Genomic DNA, 26,613 nt, shown 5'->3' on the forward strand with positions numbered 1-26,613 from the left:
TGCGTCGTCGTCGCGTCTAGCCAGTCAGTTCGCCAAAGGCACACTTGTCGCTGTTCCAATGGAAAATCTGGGTTGAAATCGGGACTAACTTATTTTGAGTCATGTATGTCCCCTGTATTTCTCCCAAGCGATAGCGATCGAATAGAAAATCTGGGTTAAAGCCAAAATAAAAAATGGCGCATTATTTTTGCATATGCGCCATTTTTTTGCCGTTTGTCGTATCTGTCTAAATCGCTTTCGCCAATTTCGCAGCAATACCGATGTAATTTGCTGGTGTCATTTCTAACAGCAAATCTTTGGCTTCTTGTGGAATTGCCAGACCGGCGACAAACGCTCGCAAAGCCTCTTTAGAAATCCCTTTGCCGCGTGTCAATTCCTTCAATTGCTCGTAAGGATTTTCTACGCCATAACGACGCATCACCGTTTGCACTGGCTCTGCCAAAACTTCCCATGTTGCATCCAGATCGCTGGCTAAACGCTCGTGATTGGTTTCTAGCTTGTTTAAGCCACGCAGGCAGCTATCGTAAGCGAGTAAGGTGTAACCAAGCGCCACGCCGATGTTGCGCAGGACGGTGGAATCCGTCAAGTCACGCTGCCAGCGCGAGACTGGGAGTTTTTCAGACAAATGTTTGAGTAGTGCATTCGCTAACCCCAAGTTACCCTCGGAATTTTCAAAATCAATCGGATTGACTTTGTGCGGCATGGTGGATGAGCCAATTTCGCCCGCCTTAGTTTTTTGCTTGAAATAGCCAACTGAAATGTAGCCCCAGATATCACGATTTAAATCCAGCAAAATCGTATTTGCACGTGCAAAGGCATCAAACATTTCTGCCATATAGTCATGCGGTTCGATCTGAATGGTGTAAGGGTTATAGACCAGACCTAGGCGTTGCTCAATTACGTTTTTTGAAAAACTTTCCCAGTCATGCTTGGGGTAGGCTGATAAATGTGCGTTGTAGTTGCCGACCGCGCCATTCATTTTGCCAAGGATTTCTACCTGGGCGATACGTTGCGCAGCGCGTTGCAAGCGAGCTACGACGTTTGCCATTTCCTTGCCTAATGTGGTCGGGCTGGCAGATTGGCCGTGGGTGCGGGATAACATCGGCACGTCGGCGTTGGTGAGTGCTAACTCTGTTAATCGTGTGATCAGATTTTGTAAGGCAGGTAGCATGACGCCGTCACGCGCACTCTTGAGCATCATGCCGTGCGAGGTGTTGTTGATATCCTCTGAGGTACAGGCAAAATGGATAAATTCTGCTGCCGCTTTTAATTCTTGTGTGATTGCCGTATCAATGGCCAGCGCGCGTACTGGCAGATGGCCGTAGCTATCTGGTAATGGTAATCCTACCGACTCTTTCAGCCAGTATTCCACTGCTTTAACGTCATGATTGGTAATTGCTTCAATCGCTTTGATGCGCGCTGCATCTTCTTCAGAGAATTCGCTGACGATTTTTTCCAATAAAGCATTAGCCGCGGTCGAAAATGGTTTGATTTCAGCGAAGCCTGCTTGCGACAAAGCTTGTAACCAGGACACCTCAACTTTGACGCGATGATGCATGAAACCCGATTCGGACAAAGTGGCGCGCAGCGCATTAACCTTGCTTGCATAACGGCCATCAAGCGGGGAAAGGGCAGAGAGTGTGGAAAGAGACATGATTTTGGGATTGAAGTAACGGATTAGGTGAAAAAGCGAAGAACAGGAGGTTGAATCGTCAAAAATAGATAATTGCATTGCGCAAAAAACAACAAAATGACGCGCTGGGCGATATAATCCAATTTTGTCATTCGGGTGCCGAAACAGCAGATTTCTTAAGGATTTTTGCTATTTTTTGCGCAGAATGCCCGATTTTACCACTAGCCCGCACTCATTACACTGGTCTTGCAGTCACTGTCTATCTGCATCCTTGAGGGTATAGACAGACGGCAATGCTATAATTTAGCCTAATAAATTCACAAAGTGCCTATGAAACTGATTGGTTCCCTCGGAAGTCCCTATGTAAGAAAAGTCCGCGTAGTGATGGCGGAAAAAAAGCTCGACTACACGTTGGTATTGGAAAATGTCTGGGCAGCAGACACCACAATCCAGCAATCTAATCCCCTGGGCAAAGTACCTTGCCTGTTGATGGAAGATGGCGGCGCTATGTTTGATTCGCGCGTCATTGTTGAATATCTCGATACCCTGACGCCTGTCGGCAAGCTGATTCCGGTCAACGGACGTGAGCGTGCTGAAGTCAAATGCTGGGAGGCTGTGGCGGATGGAATTGCCGATGCTGCGATTTTAATCCGTCTGGAAAAAACGCAGCGGCCAGAAGCCTTGCAAAGCGCCGATTGGATTGCACGCCAGATGAGCAAAGTGACAGAAGGCTTAAAATCAATGTCCACGGGCTTGGGCGATGCACCTTTTTGCCTGGGCACGCATTTGACCCTGGCAGATATCAGCGTTGCATGCACCTTGGGTTGGTTAAGTTTCCGCTTCCCAGAGATTGACTGGCGCGGTGATTATCCCAACTTAGCGAAATTATTTGATAAGTTGTTGGAGCGTCCGTCATTTAAAGAGTCACTGCCGCAGTGAGCTAGTTTCTAAGCTACGTTAAAAAAACACGTATAAAAAAGGAGGTAAAAGCGTTTAAGCTTCTACCTCCTTTTTTTATAGTTTAAAAATGTCTGCCGTCGACAAGTTTCTATAAGACATCCTAAAACTAAATTATTAAAACTAACTTATTCCGCGTCCAGCATTTGCGCTTGCAGATAGTTTTGCAGGCCAATTTTTTCGATCAACTCTTGTTGAGTCTCCAGCCAATCGATGTGTTCCTCGGTATCGTCGAGTATCATTTGGAATAAGTCGCGCGATACATAATCGCCAACTAATTCGCACGTTGCAATACCTTCTTTAACGGTCTTTTGTGCTGCAGTTTCTAGCTTCAGATCACATTGCAGCATCTCTGGCGTGTCCTCGCCTATCATCAGCTTGTGCAAGGCTTGTAAGTTTGGCAGGCCACCTAACATCAGGATACGGTCTATCAATTTATCGGCATGTTTCATTTCGCCAATCGATTCTTGATATTCCTTCTTGGCGATTTTTTCAAAACCCCAATGCTTGTACATACGCGCATGCAAAAAATATTGATTAATTGCGCTGAGTTCATTGGTTAGCTGCGCATTGAGCAGCTTAATAACCTTGGCGTCACCTTTCATTGGGACCTCGAAATAGTTTGTTTGCAGGAGTTTGCAGTATAAGCGTATGTACAACGTTTGTACGCTAGTTCTGATTTTTTAACCCAGATTTTTCATTGTGACAGTAATAAGTATAGCTTTGAACGATGCATGTCATTTACGTTGCTACGAAGTGATAGCGGTCTAATAGAAAATCTGAATTTTATTATACTCATAGTGAGTATATTTTAATTGTCCATATGTTATTTGGACGATAGGATGTTTTTATAAAAAATAACGGGGAGTATATTGATATGTAGGAGATTGCGCTGGCGTATATCGGCATGAATATCGGCATTAAACAGATTTGCTGTGATGCAAATCCGACGCGAGGCGAGGGCGCAAATTAACTGTTTAGTGAGAAGCTAATCACGGCCGTTGCCAGCATCATTAATGGTTTGCCGTCTTCTACATAGGGTTTAAACAAGGCGCGCGAGATAGCGACGCGTGCTGCTTCGTCAAGGCGATTGGAGCCTGAGGATTTTTGAATCTCCACTTTTTCTGCACGCCCTTTTTCGTTCACTAAAACACGTAAAACGACTTTGCCTTCTTCTCCCATTCTTCTGGACAGTGGCGGGTACTCGGCTTGCGGCGCTTGTATATATTCCACCCCGGTGACTACTTTAGGTAATGCAGGTGTCGTCGGAACGACTGGTGCGCTGGTCTCCACCGCGATTTGGGTATGTTCTTGTGTTGGAGGGATGTTGGTAGTCTGAACTGATGGTGCCGTACTCGTCGCTACCATCACCTCAGGCGTCGGCGCGAAAACAGCTTGGTAGGGCATGAGTTTAGGCATGCTGATTTTAGGTTTCGGTTGCTCCGGTGCTGGCTCATTCGTCGCCACTAGGCTTACCATCAGCTCTTTTGGCAGAATCTGCACCGCGTTATTGAGCAAACCTGCATTCAACGCATAGATTAATCCGAGGTGCGCCAGTACGATGCCAAGGATTGGCAACATACGATGTAGCGGTCGTTGACTTGGATTGGAATAGTCCATGGAAACCATTGTTGAGGTATTGCTAAACATTCATATCTCGTTTAATTGGGCATTACGCATTACCGTACAAATATTAAGCCGCCAGCGCCTGCGGCTGAAAGCGTATTGGATGAGGCTGTTGCGCTTTGTTGATCGAAGAAACTACCCCAGATGATTGGCATTCACGCAGAATACTACGCGCGCAACTGGCGCATTTGCCGCAGCAAGTGCCAACATCTAAATGCGTGCGCAGCTCAGACATCGTGGTTAAGCCCGCTGCCACTGCATTGCGCACTTTCTTTTCAGAGACGTTATTACAAACACAAACGATCATGAAAACCTCTGGTAATAAAATGGTAAAAATGAATCTACTAAGTTCAAAATGTTCTACTAACTCTCTACAAATAAGTCAGTAAAAAATTCTTTTATCCGCTACCTGCTACCTGCTACCTGCCACCAGACGCGTGAACAAATTGATTCGTCCTTGCGGTGGCAAACTTCTTTCAACTAAGCCCGCCCATTGTTCTGACAATTGCTGGCAAGTGGCTCTTAATACCGGTGCCAGATCAGGTAATTCTGCCAGCGCTTTTAAATGTCGTTCTATTACCGATGCCAACTTCAGGCACGCACCGCCATCTTTATTTTGTACTGAACTCACCGTGTAATGCGACATCAGGTGCAACACGGCAGAGACTAATAATTCTGGCTGGGCCGGTTTGCTGGCAATCTCAAAAAAATCTGGATTTATGCTGAACATCAAACGCTCCTCGTAAGGTTTGCTTGGCTTGCTTTGCATGTCGTCCGGCATCGCTGGCTTAAATCGAATTACTCTTGAAATGCTGAGTTAGCTATCTACTACTGCCTAATAACTAAATTACGCCGTCAAGATCAATTTGTTCAACTGGGTTACACGTAAGCGATAAATTCTGCCTTCATGATCAATTTCGACTTCACGCATCTGATGCATGAGTTCCTGACTTTTAAGACGGACGATTTGTTTTCCATCTTTACCGATGTTGCCACTGGCGGGGCTAGATGCAAGTCTGTTGTTTTCAGCTTGGTCAGCATAAGAGAATTCAGCCATTTTTCCTCCGCAAATATTAATGAGAACAATTCTTGTTTAGATTATTGTCCAGCCATTGAGAATTTGCAAGCTTTTTTAAAGAGATTGCCTATCTCAAGCATTGTATTTATTGAAGGCTTACACAAAATCGTCCCGGCAAAGGCGTAGCGATGACGACAGTACTTTGGTACGACTATTCGCTGTAATGCTTTAGGGGGCGTAAGTCCTATGTTGGTCAATAACTCAATATTTTGTCGTTCTATGCCTCATATTCCACATTTTGTCGGATGCTGCTTCGATCAATTTTGATGGCTTGTTACTATGTGTTCAACAACTAGCTAGTCTTATTCACATCCTTAGTTTCAACAATAATTTCATTCTCAGGAGCCATCATGCGCCGCCAGTTACTTAGTATTGCCGCACTTACTTTCAGCTTATGTGCTTACTCTCAGGCGACTTGGGCTGCATCGAGCGAGTCTTCTAGTAGCCCTTCAGTCAACATCACGATTAGTAAAGAATTGCTTTCTAAGCATGTCCATATCGAGCATAGAAAGAGCGATTTAAATTTTGCCTTGGTGCGCAACGCAGCTGGGGTTGATTCGATCTTTTATTGCGATTCTAGCGACGTTAGAAGAGTAGAAAAATTGAAGTCATCGAAGAAAATTGACTTCCTCTGGTTTAAACAAGCAGGCAAAACTTATCTGGTACAAGACCCCGCCATATTGACCGCCGCTAATAATGCGCTTAGAGACGTTTATCTATATAGCGGCCAGATGACGCAGTTAGGTCTGGAGATGGGCGCGCAAGGCGCAAGCATGGGTGCTTTGGGCATCAAAATGGCAGCTTCTGTGTTTATGACTGACTCGGGCAAAAAGATGGATGCCATTGGCAAGCAGATGGACGACATGGGTAAGCAAATGGATGCTTTTGGGAAAAAGATGGAGAACTTAAATACTCAGGAAGAAGCTGCCGCCAACGCTGCCGTACCTGGCATGCTCAGCATTTTTCAGGATGCACTGGCATCCGGCAAAGCGACTGCACTTTAAGGTCTTGTGATTACGGTTTAATGCGTTTAATGCGCTTAACGATTTTTGAGTAGCTTAGCGTTAGCAGGATGGTCTGGAGTTTTACATGTTGATAAATATACTCTCAATGAGTATATTTAAACGTCCAGAGAATCATTGGGCTATAAGGCATTTTATTGAAAATAGCAGGGGAGTATATTGATTTTTATGGTTTTACTGCTCGATTTTAACTACTATAAATAAAAAACTCGTTCTTGGCTGACCCCATGAACGAGTTTTTTATTTACATCCCTCAGCTTGTAGTCCTTGCCGTTCTATGAGGGATCGATTGATGCCCTGATCTTATTCCCCATCATTTCTCCCATATTCACCGCGCCGGCAGATTGCCAGCCAGAATTAAATTCAATCGCATTTTCCGGGAACAATAAGACCACAGTAGAGCCGAGCAAGAAGCGCCCCATCTCTTCGCCTTTTTTGAATTGAATATTTTTATCTGTATAAGTCCACTCACGCACTTGTTTGGTTCGCGGCGGATTCACCACACCATGCCAGACGGTAGACATGCTGCCTGTGATCGCTGCACCGACTAAGGTCAGGATAAACGTGCCATGAGCTGATTCAAATACGCAGACGACCCGCTCGTTCCGCGCAAACAGGCCAGGCACACCCGCTGCCATCACCGGATTAACAGAGAATAAATCACCCGGCACGTAAATCATGCGCGTTAGGCGACCGTCGCAAGGCATATGAATCCGGTGATAGTCGCGCGGGCTAAGATAAATCGTAGCGAAGCTCCCTTTGTTGAAAGCTGCCGCTAATTGACTATCGCCGCCGACTAGCGCAGTCGCAGAATAGCTATGACCTTTCGCTTGAAAGATTTGCCCCTGTGCAACCGGCCCAAACTGACTAATTGTGCCATCCACCGGACAAACCCAGGCAGCGTCGGCGATAGGGCGCACGCCATCGCGCAGCGGGCGAGTAAAGAATTCATTAAAGCTAGCGTAGCTGCTGATATCCGGATTAACAGCCTCGCTCATATTCACTTTGTACTTACCGACAAACCAGCGAATGATGCCTGTGGTGATGCGACCCGCTTTGGCATTGGCAACATGGCTACCAAACTCGGTAATCGCCTTTTTCGGCAGTAAATATTGTAATAAGACGGCGAGACGATCAGGCACGATAAATCAACCATAGCAAATAAGATGGGGGATTATAGCGGTGACTGCGTTGTAAGTGAGCATAAAGTGAGCACAACTTAATCTAAAGTCAGCTTCGCGTAAACCGTCATCCGTATGATTTTTGTTTTTAAGCACCTGGAAAATGATTCCTCTGATGCCAAGAGATTGTCACGCGCATGTCTTGTGGCGTGCCTAACATTACATACGTTTTAGCTAATTGATGTTTAGTTAAAATCTATTGGATATTTAAAATTCATAGTGATATGCTGCGGCGCACGATGACTAAATCATTTCGTTTAGACATTTTTTACACTACCAATCAGGAGAAAGTTATGAAAACTGTAGGTCAAAAACTCGACGCATTCAGCGTACCAGCAGCTAAGCCAGGTTTTAACCATCATGAAGAAAACGGCGTATCCGCTTTCGAAACGATTACTGAAGCTTCCTTCCCAGGTAAATGGAAAATCATCTACTTCTACCCAAAAGATTTCACATTTGTCTGCCCGACAGAAATCGTTGAATTCGGCAAACTGACAAATGACTTCGCTGATCGTGATGCGATTTTGCTGGGCGGTTCTACTGATAACGAATTCTGCAAATTGGCATGGCGTCGTGAGCACAAAGATCTGGACAAATTGAATCACTACTCTTTCGGTGATTCCACAGGTTCTTTGGTAGACATGCTGGGTGTACGTGATGTCAACGCTGGCGTTGCTTTGCGCGCTACTTTCATCGTTGATCCAGACAATGTCATTCAACACGTTTCTGTCAATAATCTGAACGTTGGCCGTAACCCGACAGAAATCCTGCGTATTCTGGATGGTCTGCAAACAGATGAGCTGTGCCCATGCAATCGCACAGTTGGCGGTTCTACACTGTAAATTGAACGAGGACATCTCTGCGTCCACGGTCATCAATAAAACCCGCTGCGGCGGGTTTTAAAATCATTGAATAATAGGAAAATACTATGGAATTTCTTAATTTAATTAAAAATGCCATTCCCGATTATGCGAAAGACATTCGTCTGAACATTGATGGCACAATCGCCCGCTCCAGTTTGGAAGGCAATGATGCAGTCGGTGTCGCTCTGGCCGCTGCATTTGCTGCAAAAAGCAAGTTCATCATCGATGCCATCAAAGGCAGTGGCGCGATTACGCCAGAAGAACTCAATGCAGCGCTGACTGCATCTGCCTTGATGGGCATGAACAACATCTGGTATCCCTATCTGGAGATGGCCGATGATGCAGATTTGAAGACGCAACCGGCGCAACTCCGTATGAACGCTTACGCCACCAATGGCGGCGTAGATAAGCGCCGTTTCGAAATGTACGCACTGGCAGCCTCAATCGTCGGCAAATGTCATTTCTGTGTGAAATCACATTTTGAATTGCTGAAAAAAGAAGGCATGTCCGCCGTACAGTTGCGTGATGTTGGCCGTATTGCCGCCGTCATTAATGCCGCTGCTTTGGTGATTGCCGCTGAGTAATTAGTTGGTTTTATAAATAAAAATGGCAGCCGATATGGCTGCCTTTTTATTTGGCACAGGAGTTCTACATACGTGTTATCCCAATTCATCTGGACAGTTGCCAAGCCTTGTTACAAGCAGAATCAAAAAATCCCCATGATTGGACGGAGCCGTCAGCTTTGTATAGGTAGAATCTGTCTCTGGGCATTTCTGCTAAACGCAGGAGAAATCTGCCTTACCATGTATGTTGATGTTTGAGTTTAATCACTCGATGCAGTTTGTTTTATTTTTTTGAAAAATAAGCTAATCCGGTAGGTGAGTCCAATAAGCAAGTCCGTGAAGTTAGTCCAATAAGTTAGTCCAATAAGTTAGTCCAACACAGTTCACCACTACCGCCAATGCCAAAGTCTTTTTGTTTTTCGATGCCACGATTATTTAGCCCTGATGCGATCTCCAAGTTAGTAGCAGCGTCACTCGCTTTTTTCTGTATTTCTGCAGCGGCGCAAAGTCCCTTGCCTACGGCGGTGGAGCTTGCTTTAAAAAAAGCAGGAATACCTTCGACTGCTCTGGGTATTGTCGTAATGCCTGCCAGCGGCGGCCCTGCGACAATGGCGCAATTTGCTGATACGCCTGTCAGTCCGGCCTCTACGATTAAATTGGTGACGACACTTGTCGCACTGGAAGAATTGGGGCCGACGTTTCGCTGGAAAACACAAATTCTCAGTGAGACGCCGATCAAACAAGGTGGATTGCCAGGCGATTTAAATGGCGGATTATTTGGAGATATTTATCTGCGTGGCGGAGGTGATCCCAACTTTACCTGGGATAAATTAGCATTCATGTTGCGTAGTTTGCGGTCGCAGGGTGTGCGCAATATCGTCGGTGATATTGTGCTGGATCGCCATTATTTTCAGCCAAGTCGTATGGATACCGATGCAGTGCAATTTGATGAAAAACCGGATACCTATTACAACGTGATACCGGATGCGTTGCTGGTGAACGGTAATTTGTCGACCTTCGATATTGAGTCCAGCACAGACAGCATCAAATTACAAAGCTCACCTCCGATGGCTCAAGTAGTGATTAAAAATCAGCTGCGTCTGGACAACAAACCATGCGCTAGTTGGGACAATACCTGGATGCCGCCTACGGTAGAAACCGATAGTAACTATACGACTAGCATCACGTTTTCTGGAAGTTTTCCACGTAATTGCAAAGCGACCAAATACACCAATCTGCTTGATCGCAATCGCTATATCGAACATCTGATCCGGCAATTGTGGCAAGAACTGGACGGCACCTGGATTGGCCACGCCAAAGAGGGTATAACGCCAGCTACTGCGAATGTGTTGGTCGAGCGGCAGTCAGAAACGCTCGCCGATACCATCAAGATCGTCAACAAACAATCAGATAATCTAATGGCACGTCTGCTATATCTGACTTTGGGAGTAGAGTTTTCTGATGCTAAAAATTATGCAACCAGTGCGCAGGCGGCAGATGCACATATACGCCGGTGGTTTGTAAGACAGGGTATTGGTACGGAGGGTCTAATTCTTGACAATGGTTCTGGCTTATCCCGCGCAGAAAAAATAAGTCCAAAACAGTTAGCTGGCTTATTGCAAGTAGCGGCACGCAGCAATTGGTTCCCGGAATTTGCGAGCAGTTTTCCCATCGTCGCAGTTGACGGCACCATGCGAAAACGTCTGAAAGACAGCGCATTAGACGGAAGGGCGCGTATTAAAACAGGTAGTTTAAAAGATGCGGTAGCGATCGCTGGCTATGTCAAAGACAGACAAGACAAACTGTGGATTATCGTTGCCATTATTAACGATAAAAAAGCCGACAGGGCGCGTCCCGTTCTGGATGAATTGATTTTGTCGATTGCGCTGTAAGTCCATGGTTACACGAGTGTAAAGTAATTTTGTCGCATCTCTATCCTGCGTGATCATTTGTTTTAATCGCCACTTCAAACGTTGCCACCAAGCGGCGCACGCCATCTGTCACATGACTGCATGATAGGGTTGCCCCGCTGATATTTTTAATATCCTCGTCTAATTTAATGGGGTCTGCGACGCTTTTTCCTACAAACTGGGCCCGCCAACGTTGATCACGAACGTGTTCGCCGTACAGTTCGCGATAGTCCATAATTTCGACACCGAGTAATTTCCCTTGAGTAGAAATGGCAACTGCATAGGTAATTGCATCATGCTTGCCGGTGACTTCATCAATCAGAATGTAGCCTTGTAAGCCTTGTGCAGAATGCGCCTCCCACAAACGTATTTGTGAATCCCGCACTCGCACATTGGCATTGTTTGCGATTGCTTTACGTTGCGCCTGTGTCAGTAAAAAACCTTTTTCTTTGTACTCAGTGGCGAGTGGAAATAACACATGCTGTACTTGCTCTTGAGTGTGATATTGCACCGCATATGCAGGTTGAGCAATCGAGGTTATTACTAGGGTTGGTAGCAGTATCCATTGCTTGGGCGACAGGACTGGCTTCACTATTGTGTTCATTGTTTAATCCGCGCGTCAGCGTTCTAAGATTCACAAACGCTGACGCTTAGATACGTTTTGAAAGTCCGTAAACTTTAAAAGTCAGTAAAAATTAGTAAAATTAAAAAGATAGCCCGGCCATAATGCGAACTATATGACGTTCGCTAGATTTATAAACGCGACCATCAACCAATTCGTCCTTGGCGGCGAGGGAATAAGCTGTTGCCCAAGGCATTTGTTGCATGTAGCCAGCCGTGACAAAGAATTTCTTTCCTGCGTAGTGAATGCTGGGGCCCGCAAACCAGGCAGAATAATCACGTTTACTTTTGCTGAATGTATAGTCACCTTCCCATACTCTTTCATTCCGGATCTCTAGTCCCGCGCGCCAGCCAGGTGCAAATCGATACGACGCTCCTCCACTGATTTCGAGCTTAGTTTCTTTATCTACGTTGACCCCAGACCATTTTTCGCGCTCTAATTCGACGGCCACGTTGGCGGCAAGAATTAGATCGTCTTCCAACAGATTTTTTTGTAGCAGTAGTTTTAATTCCAGCTCTTCCGTCTTCTCGCCTAATGTTGCTTCTACATAGCCGGCCAATCCAATTCGGTCTTTGTAAGGACTTAAAAATTGATAGATGGACTCTACAGACATACTTTCAAAATCAGATTTTTTGTATAAGGAGGAGGGCAGCGGCAATATCTCGGCAAAAGGTACATAGGGGCCAGCAGTTACGGGTCCACCACCGGAGACCTCGTCGCCATCGCCTACTGTCGTATAGTTATTGCGTGAAGCTGTCGAGTTGTTATTTTGTGCTTTGACTGAGTAAGCATTGGCGTATAACGACACAGTCCAGCGGTCAGTCACGCCGTATTCAAATTCAGTACGAGTCTGGGAGAGTTGGTAAGTACCTTGGGAGCGTTTAGTGCGGAATGTGACCCATTGTTCTACTTCTTTTGCACCCTCTGGCAAAGTTTCGGCCAAATAAGTATTAGTGAAGATTGCTTCGCCAGCGTGAACGGCTGGAGTGACTAAAAAACTGCCTGCGAGGAATGCCATCAGTGTGAATGACGAGGATCGCAAATTATGTTGGAGATTTTTCATATGGGAATTTAAAAGGAGTGTGGGATCAGCCAGCAAAGCGCAAGGAGCCGAATAGGCCGTCGGTTTCATCCGCGGGGCCCGCAGAGAAATACAGTGCATTACTGTCCCCCAAGCTTTGCCCGTTACCGAACAAGATATTCCACAAGCCTTGTATTTTGATGACATTGCCCTTGGTATCTCGCATGTATTCAGTGGCGCGCTTAGTCGTCGTATTAAAGCCAACCAATGTCCCGTCGGAAAAATTACCGACGATGAGTTGATTGGAGAACGGACCAAAATTTGCTGGTGCTGCAACCACCGCCCAAGGGCCGTTCAGCACGCCGCGGTCATCCCAGACTGCAATTTGTTGCCCTGTGACGCTGTACTCCACCAGCCGTCCACGTCCGCGTCCCGAGCTCTCTACAGCAGGCAATAACGCACCTTTATTATCGGGATCTTCTTGGGTGTTGACATACGCGATGAATACCGAGGTCTTGCCTGCATATGTCACCGTTTGAATATTAAACGGCACCAGATCGCCGACCTTAAAACCACTTGTTGCAATAAACGGATTGGCAAAACGACCGCCCAATGCTTCTTCCTGGAAGCTGGTGTTGAAAATACGGATTGTCGGGGTGGGATTGGCACCAAAATCGACGACGAACAATTGATCTTCTGCTGGATTGATCGCCAAACCAAAAAAAGAACTGCCTTGATCGCCATAGTCAACCATAGACAGTGCATCACCTGAGCGATCAAAGCTGCCATCCGCTAATTTGCGCTCTGTCCAGGCAGATAAGACACCGTTGTCGGACACAAAAATGAATTTGGCCGGGCCTGTAATTGCGCCATTGGGATGATCTTGGGTAATCACAAAATTGTTGCCACCATTGAAGACGACGCCATTACCTGCGCCACCATTTTCGCCTGATGCGGGCAGGGCAACTTTTTTTAAGCTATCCGTCATTAGGGGTTTGCCGCCTACATCACCTAGATATTCGAAGGAGTTACCCATGCCAGTAACCCAGAAATGGCCACCCGCACCCGCCGGGCGAATAGCCAGACCCCAGGCGTCAACCAGCTCTGGCTCGACAATTTGCGGCGCGTATTTAGCCGAGTTGGCAACCAGATTAGTTTGCTTATAGGAGTTTGCGACCGATACGGTTTCGCCGCTGCCGCCACCACCACAACCACTTAACCAGAGTGAAGAACTCACGATTGCACTGGTTTTTAAGAATGCCCTACGTTGCATGTTATTCCCTTGTCGTTTTGTAATATTAATATCATTATTAAATAATAATCGTTCTCATTATCGTTTGCAATTAATATTTGATCTACGTACAATGCGGAACATATTTTTTTACTTTTGTGGGAATTTCTTATGTTTGATAAAGCTCGTAAAGTTCGCTATTTGTCTTCTTTTGCACATCAAAACTTATTTAGCTTGAAACCACTATCACTTGCTCTATCGACGGCGATAGCGCTGATTTACCCGGCGATCGCCTTTTCCGGTGAGATAGCAGATGCTGGTAATCCGGCAACTGAATTACCAGAAGTGGTAGTGAAAGGTGTCTCAGGCAACGAGCAAAGTACAGAGAAAACCGGTGCGTATACAGCGCGTAAAAGTAATTCGGCGACCAGACTTGATTTATCTTTGCGCGAAACTCCGCAATCCGTCTCCGTTGTCACACGCGCTAAAATGGATGACTTTAAGCAAGTCAATATCAACGATGTGCTTGGCAACACGACTGGTGTGTCAGTAGAAAAAGTAGAAACCGATCGCACTTATTACATGGCGCGTGGTTTTGATATCACCAATTTTCAATACGACGGCATAGGCGTGCCATTCACTTCCGGCAATGTGACGGGGGATATCGATACTGCGATCTATGATCGTATCGATATAGTGCGTGGCGCAAATGGTTTGATGTCGGCAACCGGTAATCCATCTGCGACGGTCAACTTTATTCGTAAGCATCCGACATACCAGTTCCAGGCATCGACGGGTTTAACGCTGGGATCGTGGAATACACGCCGTGTAGATGCAGATATTTCCGGTGCGTTGAATGCCGCTGGTACAGTGGCTGGCCGCTTTGTTGTGGCAAAGCAGGCAGGTGATTCTTACCTGGATCGTTACTCGCCGGAGAAGACCGTTTTTTACGGCATTGTTGAGGCAAATCTGGGCGATGCGACGGTATTAAGTATCGGGCATTCTCATCAAAAGAGTGATGCAAAAGGCGGCATGTGGGGTGCACTACCTCTGTATTACACCGATGGCAGCCCAACGAATTACCGGATTTCTACCAGCACCGCGGCAGACTGGTCGCGTTGGGTGACACAGGACGACCGCAGCTTTGTGGAGCTCAGTCATCAGTTGAATAATGACTGGCAAATTAAGGCGGCATTCAGCCGTAATAAATCCACCGCAGATTCTAAGCTGTTTTACGTTTATGGCACGCCGGATCGCAGCACTGGATTGGGTTTATATAGCTACCCATCTTTGTATAACTCGGACAATACGCAGACATTATTTGATGTGGCAGCGTCGGGCAAATTCAATTTTGCCGGACGTCAGCATGACCTTAGTTTTGGTGTCAACTGGTCTAAATCGAAGATGGATGATATATCGCATTATGGGGTAGGGATTGGAACGGCCTTACCTGATATCAGCAACTGGACTGGCAATTATCCTGAACCTGCTTTTAATGCCTCGATTGAGGGCAGTGCTTATGAAGATAAGCAGCAAACGGTATTCCTTGCGTCGCGCATCAATCTGGCGGATCAATTTAAGCTCATAGCCGGTGTCAATGTCACCAAAGCCGACAGCACGGGATTTGCTTATGGCGTCAGCAGTCAAAAATCTGCCCGTAACACGACGCCTTATTTGGGCTTGGTGTACGACATAGCGCCTAACGCATCAATCTATGCCAGCCATACAGAAATTTTTAATCCGCAAAGCGAAATTGATATCAATGGTAAGACCCTCGATCCAGTCAAGGGCAAGAGTGATGAGCTTGGATTTAAAACCGAATTGTTTGATCGCAAACTCAATCTATCTGCCGCGCTCTTCAAGACGCAGCAAAACAATGCAGCGGAGCAGGCGGGCTATGTCGGTGCTAAAGCCTATTACAAAGGGATTGATGCCGAGTCACAAGGGCTGGAGCTGGATGCTTCTGGTGAGATTGCCAAGGGATGGCAAGTCAGTGCAGGCTATACGCAGTTGACGCTCAAAGGTAGCGATGGGCAGGATGTCAAAACCTATGTGCCGAGAAAATTATTCCGTGTATCAAGCACCTACCAACTACCTTTCTTGACGCAGGCAAAAGTGGGTGCCAGCATGAATTGGCAAGCAGATACTTTCCGCGATGAAGGTGCCGGCATTGTGATTCGTCAGGCTAGCTATGCCGTCGTCAATCTGATGGCACGTTACGACGTGAACCCTAAGCTGAGTATTTCTGCCAACTTGAACAATATCGGCAATCAACAATATCTGACCAGTTTGTATTGGAGTCAGGGCTATTACGCAGCGCCGCGCAATGGCAGTGTGGCGATTAACTGGAAATATTGAGTCGTATTCTTCATATTGATTCATACATAAGCCATGTTCATGCGCCCTTTGTTTGTACTATTGCACCGCTGGTTTGGACTGGCGGTGGCAATTTTTTTATTTATTTCTGGCCTGACGGGTGCTTTTATCTCATGGGATCATGAGCTGGATGCCTTGCTCAATCCGCGGTTATTTCACGCCCGTAGCGCGGAGAAAAACGACGGTACGAAGATGTTGTCGGGATTGGAGCTGGCAAATAGGGTAGAGGCCAGCGATCCTGCAATCTGGGTGACCTATGTACTAAATGAGGCAGAGCCAGGACATACCGTACAGATGTCGGTAGAGGGCAAAATTAATCCTGTCACTGGCAAGCCGTATGAACTCGGTTTTAATCAGATTGCGGTTGATCCGGTCAGTGGCGAAATACAAGGCAAGCGTCAATGGGGAGAGATTTCGCTGAGCCGGGAAAACCTCCTGCCATTTTTATACAAACTGCACTACACCATGCATATTCCCAATGTCGGAGGCATAGAGTTAGGTATCTGGCTGATGGGCATCATAGGCATGGTGTGGGTGCTGGATTGTTTTATTGCGCTGTACTTGTCTTTTCCAAACTGGCGCAGCTGGCGCAAATCACTGGCGTTTCGCTGGCGGCAAGGCGGACACAAACTGAATTTTGATTTACACCGTTCTGGCGGCGTCTGGGTCTGGTTGCTGTTACTGGTGCTCGCGATTACCTCGGTATCGATGAATCTCAACAGCCAGGTGGTTCGCCCGCTTGTACAATTGTTTTCACCCCTGAGTGCAGATGTTTTTGCGACGCGTGTACCACAAGCGCCAGATCGCCCCGTGTTGCCTTTGCTCAGCCGCGAACAAGTCATGCAACTAGCCCAAACCGAGGCGCAACAGCGAGGCTGGACTTTGCCAGCGGGTGGTGTATTTTATTCGCCCGCTTTTGGCGTTTATGGGGTTGGATTTTTTGAAGCCGGAAACGATCATGGCGATGGCGGCCTGGGTAATGCATGGCTGTATTTTGATGGCAGCGATGGTCATTCAGCCGGAGCGAAAATCCCCGGTAGCGGCAGTGCAGGAGACATCTTCCTGCAAGCGCAATTCCCATTACATTCCGGTCGCATCTTGGGCCTGAGTGGACGCATCTTTATCTCAATCATGGGGCTGGTCGTAGCGATGCTTAGCGTCACCGGCGTATTGATCTGGATTAAAAAGCGACGAGCCAGAAACATCCGGTAGTCATATCCTTCAGTTGATGCAAGAACCCAATATATTTACTTAAACTAAGCCAGGTGTTTAGTCGCATCTTTGGCTGGCTCGTCCGCACTAATACTAGGCTTGCGTACTGATGCTTGTGGTTCTTGATACATCCACGGCAGCATAAATTTAGTCATCTCCGATGCGGCATGCACGGGGGATTTAGATTGGTGTGCAACGGCGCTGCAAATTGCTTCGATCAGACAGAGGGCGGCACCTTCGGAGTTGGGTGATAGTTGTCGGGTAGTTTGCGCAAACAATGTCAGATTAGCGATAGATGCCAGTGGCGAGCGCGGTGCATCGGTTAATCCTAAAATCGGAACACCTTTTTCGCGCACTTGTTGTAGCAGCGTAATGACGTCTTCTGCATAGCGTGGGAAGGTGATGCCGATCACCAGATCGCGCTCAGTATATTTAAATAGTTGTCGTGCCACATGGGATGGGCCGCCCGAGCCAATCGTGCATTGGATCGTTTTGCAAAATGGCTCCAGTCCATGTGCCATCAATCCGCCGAGGAAGGCGCTGGCGCCGTAACCGACGATGTAAATACGCTCGGCATTGGTAATCATTTTGACTGCCTGATTACACATTTCAGGCACCAAGGCGCGGCGCGTGTTTTCCAGATTACTGATGTCTTCATTTAGCGATCTGGCGATGACTTCGGTGCTGGTGGCTGCGCGCTGCACTTCGTTACGCAGATTATCAATCGGTGCCAGCATGGCTTCAAAACCGTATACCAGTTCCGAGCGAAATTGCGGGTAACCATCAAACCCTAAAGCACGTGCAAAACGGTTGGCTGTTGCTACCGAAATCCCAACCGCGTTGGCCAGTTCATCAATCGACATCGTCGCCGAGCGAAACACATTGGACAATACATAATCAGCAGTTTTTCTATGCGATTTAGATAAATGCATATACACCTTGCCGATGCGGGTATTAACAGTACCACCTAGTGCTTGAGTGTCAGGACGGTTCATGGTCGGCGGTTATATTTTTAGGGAGTGGAAGATCAATGTAATTTCGTCGATTTAAATTGGAAAGAGATAGATTCGGTCAAATTTGAGTTTCTCTGGTTGAGAGATCAAACAAAGCCCAAGTTTTGGTCTTAATCAAATTTAAAGCAAATAAAATTTAGCCACTAACGATTCTAACTAAAGTTAGCAGAATTTTATTCTTAAATTTTGAATATATGAAAAATAATATTAATTATTTGCTTGATCAGCGAGCTTTGTTTTCGTCGCATTAATCGGACATCCTAAATATACTGTCATGTGTATATTTTGGATGTCCATAGAGTATAAGGAGGGTAAGCCATATTTACTATAAAAACAGGGGGAGTATATTTATTTAATAGGATGAAAAGACTCCGCCTGCGCCAGTGGCCAGTAGGTGGCAAAGACTTCTGGGCGCTCGCTCAGACGGGATTCATCCAGCAGATCGCCTGGGTTTAAGTAAGGCAGTAGCGCTGATACCAGTTTGACCTGATCGGACGACACCCTGCGTACCAAATGATACGGACGTAATTCGGAGGGATGATTTAATCCCGTTGCCGCGATCAGTTCTGCCAAGGCTTTTAGAGTATTTTGATGGAAATGCATTACACGTTCTGCCTTGTCCGGCACAAACAAGGCACGTTGGCGCAGTGGATCTTGGGTTGCCACACCCGTAGGACAGCGGTCGGTATGACAGCTTTGTGATTGAATGCAACCTAGCGCAAACATAAAGCCGCGGGCAGAATTGCACCAGTCAGCACCCAGCGCCAAAGTCCGCGCAATATCAAATGCGGTGATGATTTTGCCGGAGGCACCGATTTTAATTTTTTCGCGCAAGTTGGTGCCGACTAGCGTGTTGTGTACCAACAGCAGCGCCTCTTGCAAAGGTACGCCGACATGATCGGTGAACTCAATTGGCGCTGCGCCTGTCCCGCCTTCGCCGCCATCCACCACAATAAAATCGGGCGTGATGCCAGTCGCCAGCATTGCCTTCACAATCCCAAAAAATTCCCAAGGATGGCCGACAGCAAATTTAAAACCAGTCGGTTTTCCGCCAGATAAATTGCGTAACTTATCGATGAAATACAGCATCTCGGTTGGTGTAGAAAAAGCGGAATGCGAGGCTGGCGATACGCAATCCGTTCCGGCGGGCACACCGCGTGCCTCGGCAATTTCTATCGTTACTTTAGCACCGGGGAGCAAGCCGCCATGTCCGGGCTTGGCACCTTGCGATAATTTCAGCTCGATCATTTTGACTTGCACCAGCGTGGCACTGGCGACAAAGCGTTCTTCCGAAAAACTGCCATGCTCGTTGCGACAACCAAAATAACCCGAGCCAATTTCCCACACTAAATCGCCGCCGGGATCATTGTTGTCTGCGGGGCGATGATAGCGGCTGATACTGCCTTCGCCTGTGTCATGCATAAATCCACCTTTTTGCGCACCTTGATTTAAAGCGCGGATTGCATTGGCAGACAAGGCACCAAAACTCATAGCCGAGATATTAAAGACGCTAGCCGAATACGGCTGCAAGCGATCGGCACCGATGGTGATACGGAAATCGTAAGAGCCGACTTTGCTCGGTGCGATGGAGTGATTGATCCATTCATAACCAGCCTGATACAGATCGAGCTGCGTACCAAAAGGGCGCTTATCTAAATCTTGTTTTGCCCTTTGATAAACGATAGAGCGCTGGTTGCGTGAGAACGGATTGGCAGCGCTATCTTCCTCCAAAAAATACTGACGTATTTCCGGACGGATCGCCTCGAAGATAAAACGGAAGTGCGCAATGATCGGATAGTTGCGCAAGATCGAGCGTTTGGTTTGCACCAGATCGGCAATCCCAACCGCGGTCAGTGCGCCGGACAATACCAGCAACCACCAACCCGTATGGAACAAATCGATCATTAAGATCGACAACAAAAATATAACGCTGACAGTAATCAGGGTGAGGTAACGCGCAAGGTGCATCTTCGTCTCCAAAATGAACTCGGTGGTATCGCATCGGAGTGTACAACGGAGCAAGAAAATGGGTTGGACTGCTTCGCAAGAGGGATGCAATAGTATCTGCAGAGCGCTTGTGCTTTGCCAATATTAATTCATATTATTCGTTTTTTTAACGCAATTGAATTGCATTATTTTTGTCCTAATTTGAGGCTTAATTGAAACAATTTGTAAAATTTTCCGATGTCGTTTTGGTTGACTCCTTGGACGACGCACATTTAGTTTTACACTTAATCTGGATTCTAGTAGTTTATTCAGAGACGGTAGCAGGACGAATTCACTTCGGTTTTAATAACTAAGCCATCTAATAACTAAGCCATCATTAAAGGAAAAATAAAATGACGATCGCGCAACGCTTATATTTGTTAATTTTTTCTGCTTTTGTGGGACTCGCTACGCTGACAGTTTTTGGCTTTGCCCAGATGGACAAAGTGTTTGACGCCGCCAATTACGGAAATGTTAAAACTGTCGCTAGTATTATTGGGTTAAATGACATAGCTAAAACTGCACTTTTGATGCGTGTACAAGTCTGGCAGTACCTTCAGCAGACGGATGTAGAAAAGAGAAATGCATTAGAAAAAAAATCAAAGATGAAGATATCGAAATCAATCAATCTTTTGATAAATACGAGAAGGAATCCGTTTCCAATGAAAAAGATAAGGCTTTGCTGGATGCAGACCGTCAAGCATTTAAAGCATATGGTAGTTTGCGCGATAACTTAATTTCCATGGCTCAGAGCGGCAAAGGGGAAGAAGCGCAAGTAGAGTTACTCGGTAACGCGGACGTGGCTAATAAGGTAACCAGTAATCTTAACGAGCATGCAAAATTTAACGAATCTCTTGGAAACGAGAGAGCAAATAGTGCTGTCGTCGCTCGCAAAAATGCTTTTAATTTTTCTCTCGTGATTTCTCTTTTGGCAATTATTGTGGTGACAGGTCTGGGCGTGTGGGTCACTAAAGTGATCGTGAACGCGATCCACGAGGCGATCAATATTTCAGAAGCAGTTGCAGCAGGAGATTTAACAACCGACATCAAAATCACTTCCAATGACGAGATGGGCAAACTGCTGCAAGCGCTGAAAAATATGAGCGATAGTTTAAAAAATATCGTCGGCGAGGTACGCACCGGAACAGACCAGATCACCGCCGCCTCGACTGAAATCGCCACTGGCAACCTGGATCTATCCTCCCGCACAGAAGAGCAAGCCAGCTCACTGGAAGAAACCGCCTCCTCCATGGAAGAGCTCACCAGCACTGTCAAACAAAATGCGGACAATGCCCGCCAGGCCAACCAGCTCGCCGTATCGGCTTCTGAAGTGGCGACCAAAGGCGGTAATGTCGTCTCCCAAGTGATTCAGACCATGAGCGAGATTAACGACTCCTCCAAAAAAATTGTCGACATCATCGGTGTGATAGACAGCATTGCTTTCCAAACTAACATCCTCGCACTCAATGCTGCAGTAGAAGCCGCCAGAGCCGGTGAACAAGGGCGCGGCTTTGCCGTCGTCGCCTCAGAGGTACGCAATCTCGCACAGCGCAGCGCCTCCGCCGCCAAAGAGATCAAGACACTGATTGATACCTCTGTCGAGAAAGTCGATACCGGTACCAAACTGGTTGATCAGGCTGGCCTGACGATTCAAGAAATCGTACAAAGCGTCAAACGGGTTAGCGACGTGGTGAGCGAAATCAGCGCCGCGACCCAAGAACAAACTGCCGGAATCGATCAAATTAATATCGCTATTACACAGATAGACGAAACCACCCAACAAAACGCCGCGCTGGTCGAACAAGCTGCTGCTGCTGCCGCCTCGATGCAAGAGCAAGCGACTAACCTGACCCAAGTCGTCAGCGTCTTTAAGATCAATAGTGTCAATAGTGCAAAAAACATAGTTGGCAGCTACAGCGCAGGCACTACAACAAAAGCAGCCGTAGTCAAACCGGTAGTACATCCTGCCAAAGCACAGAAGCCCAAAGTAGCAACTTTTATTAACCGCCCTGTGTTGGGTATCACAAAAATCAATGGGCAGAAAACGACGTCTGATGCCAAGGTCGATGAGTGGGAAGAGTTTTAATTCGTCTTTTGTGACAGATTTTTAAATTTTTCCCAGTTCGATGTTTATGCAGGACTTACGCAAAACCGACCCAAAGCGTTACGGCACCGAGTCACCGTAAGTTATCTCGGTAACTTAGATGCTAAATAGGGTAATCGTCAATGCGTGTTGCTGGGATAATTTTACGTCAGTCCTATATGTTTATTGTAATTGGATCTTGAAACCATTTATCTCCCCATCTAGATCGGAATATAAGAATGCGACCTACTCATCTCCCCATCTGTCTGCTCGCTCTGCTCAGTTGTTGCGTCTATGCTTACGCTGATGATGGTGAGGTTACGCCGTACCGTCCCTCGGTATCGAGTCCAGCACAATTACCGTTTCCAGGACAATTAGAACTGGAATTGGGTCTGCTTAGCACCAGGCAAGATGGGACCAGACGAGATAGTTTGCCTTACCAATTAAAGCTGGCGTTTAATCCGCAATGGGGGGTGTTGATCGGCGGTGAGGCCATAGTTTCATCATCGGATGATCAGGGCAACCGTGAGCGCAGCTTGGGTGATACCACGCTGGTATTAAAGCGTGCCTTCTTGATGAATGACGATACCGCATTTGGACTGGAGTTTGGCGTCAAAGTCCCCACCGCTAAAAATACGATCGGTAGTGGCAAAACAGATTACAGCGTGAATGGGATTTACAGTAAAGACATCGGCAAACTGCATATAGATGCCAACCTTAATTTTACGCGTTTGGGCTTGGTCGATCCCGGTACTGCCAGAACGCAAACAGGTATTTCAACATCCGCATCACTAGCCGTCACTGAAAAATGGGGTATCACGGCAGAACTCAGCGGCACACGCAGACGCGGCACCGACGACACTGCCCAAGCTTTGGCTGCATTAACCTACAGCCCGAGTAATAAACTGACGATTGATTTTGGTTTTGCCAAAGGCTTGAATAAGGCATCACCAGATTTGTCTTTATTCACCGGATTGGTTATGCCGCTGGCAAAATTGTGGTGATTTTGTGTAAGTCTTACCAAATCTCTTACTTGGTTTTAAATAAAGATAATGTCATGGAGATTACTCTTTAGTAAGCCTAGCATCAGTAATTCCCAATGCCGCTAAATCGATTTAGCTAATAGTTCACTACTAAAGGAAAAAATAAAATGACGATTGCGCAACGTTTATATCTATTGATTTTTTCTGCGTTCTTAGGTTTGGCGGGACTGGCTGGTTTTGGCATATACCAGATGAATAAAGTCTATACCGCAACCAATTATGCCAATGTCGATACCATACCGAGTATCAGTAGCATAGGTATTGCCAGCGGTGACATAGCGCAGCTGCGCTTGCTGTTGTGGCAATACCTGGCGCTGAGTGACGCCTCCCAGCGGGACGCAGTAGAAAAAGAAATGAAAGTGACTTATGCCAAAGTGATGGAGACGTTTGCTGCATACGAGAAAGAATACATCTCTAGTAAAGAAGAAAAAGCCATGTTAGATGCAGATCGTGTTGCGTTTAAAGACTACAACGCCTTGCGTGAAAAAGTGCTAGAGATGGCAAAAATAGGAAAAAGTGATGAGGGAAGAGATCTATTAGTGTTGAACCTCGGTACAATTTCAAAGAAACTCAATGAGAGTTTAAGTGCGCACACTAAATTTAATATGGATTTGGGTAAAACCGTAGCGGAAGAAGGTGCTGCAACGTTAAAAACTGCCAACATGGTATCTACTGCCATCTCATTATTTGCAATTATTGGGATTGCCGTCATGGGTTTGCTGATTACAAAAAGAATTATTAGTTCCCTCAGCGAGGCGATCAAAATTTCAGAAACTGTCGCCGCCGGTGATCTTACGACCGACATCAAAGTGACCTCTAAGGACGAAGCCGGGCAACTGCTACAGGCGCTTAAAGATATGAGCGACAGTTTAAAAAATATCGTCGGCGAGGTACGCACCGGCACTGACATGATTACCGCTGCCTCGACCGAAATTGCGACTGGCAACCTCGATCTGTCCTCCCGCACAGAACAGCAAGCCGGCTCATTAGAAGAAACTGCCTCCTCAATGGAGGAGTTGACCAGCACCGTCAAACAAAATGCCGACAACGCACGTCAGGCAAACCAGCTCGCCGTATCCGCCTCCGAGGTGGCGATCAAAGGTGGCAATGTGGTGTCGCAAGTCATCCACACCATGAGCGACATTAACGACTCTTCTAAAAAAATCGTCGACATCATCGGCGTGATAGACAGCATCGCTTTCCAAACCAATATTCTGGCACTCAACGCAGCGGTAGAAGCTGCCAGAGCAGGCGAGCAAGGTCGTGGATTTGCGGTAGTAGCGTCAGAAGTACGCAATCTCGCACAGCGCAGCGCCTCTGCCGCCAAAGAGATTAAATCTCTGATTGACAACTCTGTAGAAAAAGTCGAGGCAGGCTCTAAACTGGTGGATCAAGCCGGTAAAACTATTCAAGAAATCGTAGAGAGCGTCAAGCGTGTGAGCGACGTCGTGAGCGAAATCAGCGCCGCCACCCAAGAGCAAACCGCTGGCATTGATCAGATCAATATTGCCATTACCGAGATTGATGAGACCACACAACAAAACGCCGCATTAGTAGAGCAAGCCGCCGCAGCCGCGGCGTCTATGCAAGATCAGGCGCAGAATCTTTTACAAGTCGTGAGCGTCTTCAAGATCAACACCATCGGCGGTCAAAACACAGGAAGCTACGGCAAATCAGTGGCATCTAAACCGGTCGTATCTGCCGCAGCAGCGCAGACATCGAAACCTGTGACCGTATACAAACGTCCGGCGCTAGCAGCAAAAAAGGTCACAGAGCAGAACACTACATCTGCTAAGAGAGCGGATGAATGGGAAGAGTTTTAATGTAATTCGAAGCAGAAAGAATGTGTGAATCAAAGCGCTGTTGAGTGCAGTGTTTGGATTTGCACAAGCCAGTTTTGGTTTTGATCTGGTCAGAGACAATACTGCCTGCCATATTCAAGTTCAATGGAGCGAGATCTCGGTTGAATTGCAAATAATCCAAGCAGAAGTTCAGTAGTGGTCCTGAGTCAGTGCAATAATGAGTGTCTTCAAATCGATATTGTGGACGACACGTGATTATTCGAGATCGACCATCCGGCCTTAGGCTGTTTCTGTTACTGCGTGGTTCGATCTTGCCTCGCATCTTACCCGCACTGATCGTCAATATTTTGGTTGCCACCTTGGTGACCTTATCGCACGGTGATTTATTTAAACTCAAAATCACGTTGACGACGATCCCATTTACCTTAATTGGTTTGCCGCTGGCGATATTTTTGGGCTTTAGAAATAACGCGGCGTATGACCGATTTTGGGAGGGACGAAAACTGTGGGGCGAGCTGGTTCTGCGTAGCCGAAATTTTTCCCGGCAATGTCTGAGTTTGATTGATTATCCCGAGCCAGCTTTGGCGAGGGCGGGTTTTGACGATATCCGTGTAAGGATGATTTATCGCGCGATCGCGTTTAGCCATGCGCTCAGAGACTTACTTAGGGATTTGCCGATGTCGCAAGATATCCAGCCTTTACTGCAAAAATCTGAATGGCTGGCGCTCAGCACAGCTCATAATAAGCCCGATTTTTTGATGCAAAAAATGGGAATGGATTTGCGCCAGTGTCTAAAAGAATCTCGGATTGATGCTTGTCTGGCGGTATCGATTGATGCGACGTTGAGTGCGATGAGTGGTGCAGCGGCTGCATGTGAGCGCATCAGAAATACGCCGATTCCGTTTTCTTACACCTTGCTACTGCACCGGACAGCTTATATTTATTGCTTTCTCTTGCCATTTGGATTGGTGGATTCGATCGGATTTATGACGCCATTTGTAGTCGGGATCGTTGCCTACACTTTCTTCGGTTTGGATGTACTTGGTGATGAGATTGAGGAGCCTTTTGGCCTGCAATCGAATGACTTGCCGCTCGATAGTATTTGCCGTGCCATTGAGATAGATTTACGCGCTTCGCTGCAAGACGAGTACCTTCCAAAACCTATGCCAGTAGTGAATTATTGTCTGACATAGACCCATATCCTCTCTGCTATTTGTTGCATTTCTGAGATGGTTAACTACTCTCCAGATGCGTATCTGTCTTAAATATACTGGCTATAAGTATATTTAAGACGTCCATATAATATCTGGACAATCAGCCATATTTTTGAAAAATAATGGGGAGTATATTCATTCGCTGCTTAGAACCATGCTGCGTCAATTCATATCTCT

The 26,613-nt window shown here is 46.6% G+C and carries 24 protein-coding genes; 12 read left to right on the forward strand and 12 right to left on the reverse strand.

Going from position 1 to position 26,613, the window contains the following annotated elements:
* Positions 1-226 precede the first annotated feature (226 nt).
* Entirely contained in the window at positions 227-1,654 is a 1,428-nt protein-coding gene (purB, locus tag QN395_RS16850) for an adenylosuccinate lyase (protein WP_322119813.1), read from the reverse strand.
* A 309-nt stretch (positions 1,655-1,963) separates the two neighbouring features.
* Here purB and QN395_RS16855 point away from each other — a divergent pair, with 309 nt between their 5' ends.
* The gene (locus QN395_RS16855) at positions 1,964-2,572 is read left to right on the forward strand and encodes a glutathione S-transferase C-terminal domain-containing protein (RefSeq protein ID WP_322121625.1); all 609 of its coding nucleotides are present in this window, start codon (positions 1,964-1,966) and stop codon (positions 2,570-2,572) included.
* A 146-nt stretch (positions 2,573-2,718) separates the two neighbouring features.
* On the opposite strand, the gene bfr is transcribed toward QN395_RS16855, so the two are convergent.
* The 5 genes from bfr to hemP form a co-directional block, all read right to left on the reverse strand.
* Positions 2,719-3,195 carry a bacterioferritin gene (gene bfr / locus QN395_RS16860; protein ID WP_322119811.1) on the reverse strand — a complete coding sequence of 159 codons (477 nt, stop codon included), beginning with the start codon at positions 3,193-3,195 and terminating at the stop codon, positions 2,719-2,721.
* A gap of 364 nt (positions 3,196-3,559) precedes the next feature.
* The gene (locus QN395_RS16865; protein WP_323492429.1) at positions 3,560-4,240 is read right to left on the reverse strand and encodes a TonB family protein; all 681 of its coding nucleotides are present in this window, start codon (positions 4,238-4,240) and stop codon (positions 3,560-3,562) included.
* Between the two features lie 43 nt (positions 4,241-4,283).
* Positions 4,284-4,523 carry a (2Fe-2S)-binding protein gene (locus QN395_RS16870; protein WP_322119809.1) on the reverse strand — a complete coding sequence of 80 codons (240 nt, stop codon included), beginning with the start codon at positions 4,521-4,523 and terminating at the stop codon, positions 4,284-4,286.
* 105 nt (positions 4,524-4,628) lie between these two features.
* On the reverse strand, positions 4,629-4,946 hold the full coding sequence (locus tag QN395_RS16875; RefSeq protein WP_322119807.1) for a hypothetical protein: 318 nt from the start codon (positions 4,944-4,946) through the stop codon (positions 4,629-4,631).
* Positions 4,947-5,063: 117 nt separating this feature from the next.
* Positions 5,064-5,273, reverse strand: coding sequence for a hemin uptake protein HemP (gene hemP, locus QN395_RS16880; RefSeq protein WP_322119806.1), 210 nt, complete (start codon positions 5,271-5,273; stop codon positions 5,064-5,066).
* 371 nt (positions 5,274-5,644) lie between these two features.
* Between hemP and QN395_RS16885 the strand changes: the two genes are divergently transcribed.
* Positions 5,645-6,298 carry a hypothetical protein gene (locus QN395_RS16885; RefSeq protein WP_322119805.1) on the forward strand — a complete coding sequence of 218 codons (654 nt, stop codon included), beginning with the start codon at positions 5,645-5,647 and terminating at the stop codon, positions 6,296-6,298.
* Between the two features lie 293 nt (positions 6,299-6,591).
* Here the strand turns inward: QN395_RS16885 and asd are convergent, their stop codons facing one another.
* Positions 6,592-7,458, reverse strand: a complete 867-nt coding sequence (gene asd, locus QN395_RS16890) for an archaetidylserine decarboxylase (RefSeq protein ID WP_322119803.1) — start codon at positions 7,456-7,458, stop codon at positions 6,592-6,594.
* Between the two features lie 332 nt (positions 7,459-7,790).
* On the opposite strand from asd, the gene QN395_RS16895 reads away from it, so the two are divergent.
* From QN395_RS16895 to dacB, 3 genes are all read left to right on the forward strand, one after another.
* Positions 7,791-8,339: a peroxiredoxin gene (locus tag QN395_RS16895; protein WP_322119802.1), complete on the forward strand. Its 549-nt coding sequence runs from the start codon at positions 7,791-7,793 to the stop codon at positions 8,337-8,339.
* Positions 8,340-8,425: 86 nt separating this feature from the next.
* Entirely contained in the window at positions 8,426-8,944 is a 519-nt protein-coding gene (locus QN395_RS16900) for a carboxymuconolactone decarboxylase family protein (RefSeq protein ID WP_322119801.1), read from the forward strand.
* Positions 8,945-9,345: 401 nt separating this feature from the next.
* Positions 9,346-10,815 carry a D-alanyl-D-alanine carboxypeptidase/D-alanyl-D-alanine-endopeptidase gene (gene dacB, locus QN395_RS16905; RefSeq protein ID WP_322119800.1) on the forward strand — a complete coding sequence of 490 codons (1,470 nt, stop codon included), beginning with the start codon at positions 9,346-9,348 and terminating at the stop codon, positions 10,813-10,815.
* A gap of 40 nt (positions 10,816-10,855) precedes the next feature.
* Here the strand turns inward: dacB and QN395_RS16910 are convergent, their stop codons facing one another.
* The 3 genes from QN395_RS16910 to QN395_RS16920 form a co-directional block, all read right to left on the reverse strand.
* A complete protein-coding gene (locus QN395_RS16910; RefSeq protein WP_322119799.1) occupies positions 10,856-11,437 on the reverse strand; it encodes an FMN-binding protein in 582 nt (193 codons plus the stop codon).
* Between the two features lie 100 nt (positions 11,438-11,537).
* Positions 11,538-12,518 (reverse strand): DUF6662 family protein, encoded by a 981-nt coding sequence (locus tag QN395_RS16915; protein ID WP_322119798.1) that lies wholly within the window; start codon positions 12,516-12,518, stop codon positions 11,538-11,540.
* Between the two features lie 25 nt (positions 12,519-12,543).
* Positions 12,544-13,749, reverse strand: a complete 1,206-nt coding sequence (locus QN395_RS16920) for a TIGR03118 family protein (RefSeq protein ID WP_323492430.1) — start codon at positions 13,747-13,749, stop codon at positions 12,544-12,546.
* Between the two features lie 129 nt (positions 13,750-13,878).
* Between QN395_RS16920 and QN395_RS16925 the strand changes: the two genes are divergently transcribed.
* Positions 13,879-16,065, forward strand: coding sequence for a TonB-dependent siderophore receptor (locus QN395_RS16925; protein ID WP_323492431.1), 2,187 nt, complete (start codon positions 13,879-13,881; stop codon positions 16,063-16,065).
* Between the two features lie 39 nt (positions 16,066-16,104).
* The gene (locus QN395_RS16930) at positions 16,105-17,295 is read left to right on the forward strand and encodes a PepSY-associated TM helix domain-containing protein (RefSeq protein WP_322119795.1); all 1,191 of its coding nucleotides are present in this window, start codon (positions 16,105-16,107) and stop codon (positions 17,293-17,295) included.
* Between the two features lie 44 nt (positions 17,296-17,339).
* Here the strand turns inward: QN395_RS16930 and QN395_RS16935 are convergent, their stop codons facing one another.
* Together QN395_RS16935 and QN395_RS16940 are read right to left on the reverse strand one after the other, a co-directional pair.
* Positions 17,340-18,290: a MurR/RpiR family transcriptional regulator gene (locus QN395_RS16935; RefSeq protein WP_322119794.1), complete on the reverse strand. Its 951-nt coding sequence runs from the start codon at positions 18,288-18,290 to the stop codon at positions 17,340-17,342.
* Between the two features lie 366 nt (positions 18,291-18,656).
* Positions 18,657-20,276, reverse strand: a complete 1,620-nt coding sequence (locus tag QN395_RS16940; RefSeq protein ID WP_416200119.1) for an FMN-binding glutamate synthase family protein — start codon at positions 20,274-20,276, stop codon at positions 18,657-18,659.
* 371 nt (positions 20,277-20,647) lie between these two features.
* Between QN395_RS16940 and QN395_RS16945 the strand changes: the two genes are divergently transcribed.
* The 5 genes from QN395_RS16945 to QN395_RS16965 all read left to right on the forward strand — a co-directional run bounded on the left by QN395_RS16945 (position 20,648) and on the right by QN395_RS16965 (position 26,415).
* The gene (locus QN395_RS16945) at positions 20,648-21,031 is read left to right on the forward strand and encodes a hypothetical protein (protein ID WP_323492432.1); all 384 of its coding nucleotides are present in this window, start codon (positions 20,648-20,650) and stop codon (positions 21,029-21,031) included.
* Positions 20,974-22,380 carry a methyl-accepting chemotaxis protein gene (locus QN395_RS16950; protein WP_322119792.1) on the forward strand — a complete coding sequence of 469 codons (1,407 nt, stop codon included), beginning with the start codon at positions 20,974-20,976 and terminating at the stop codon, positions 22,378-22,380. Before QN395_RS16945 ends, QN395_RS16950 begins: the two co-directional genes overlap by 58 nt.
* A 236-nt stretch (positions 22,381-22,616) precedes the next feature.
* A complete protein-coding gene (locus QN395_RS16955) occupies positions 22,617-23,381 on the forward strand; it encodes a transporter (protein WP_322119791.1) in 765 nt (254 codons plus the stop codon).
* A gap of 146 nt (positions 23,382-23,527) precedes the next feature.
* Entirely contained in the window at positions 23,528-25,243 is a 1,716-nt protein-coding gene (locus QN395_RS16960; RefSeq protein ID WP_322119790.1) for a methyl-accepting chemotaxis protein, read from the forward strand.
* A gap of 230 nt (positions 25,244-25,473) precedes the next feature.
* Positions 25,474-26,415, forward strand: a complete 942-nt coding sequence (locus QN395_RS16965; RefSeq protein ID WP_322119789.1) for a bestrophin family protein — start codon at positions 25,474-25,476, stop codon at positions 26,413-26,415.
* Positions 26,416-26,613 lie beyond the last annotated feature (198 nt).

Source organism: Undibacterium sp. RTI2.2 (genome assembly GCF_035018705.1).
Classification (GTDB): Bacteria; Pseudomonadota; Gammaproteobacteria; order Burkholderiales; family Burkholderiaceae_D; genus Undibacterium.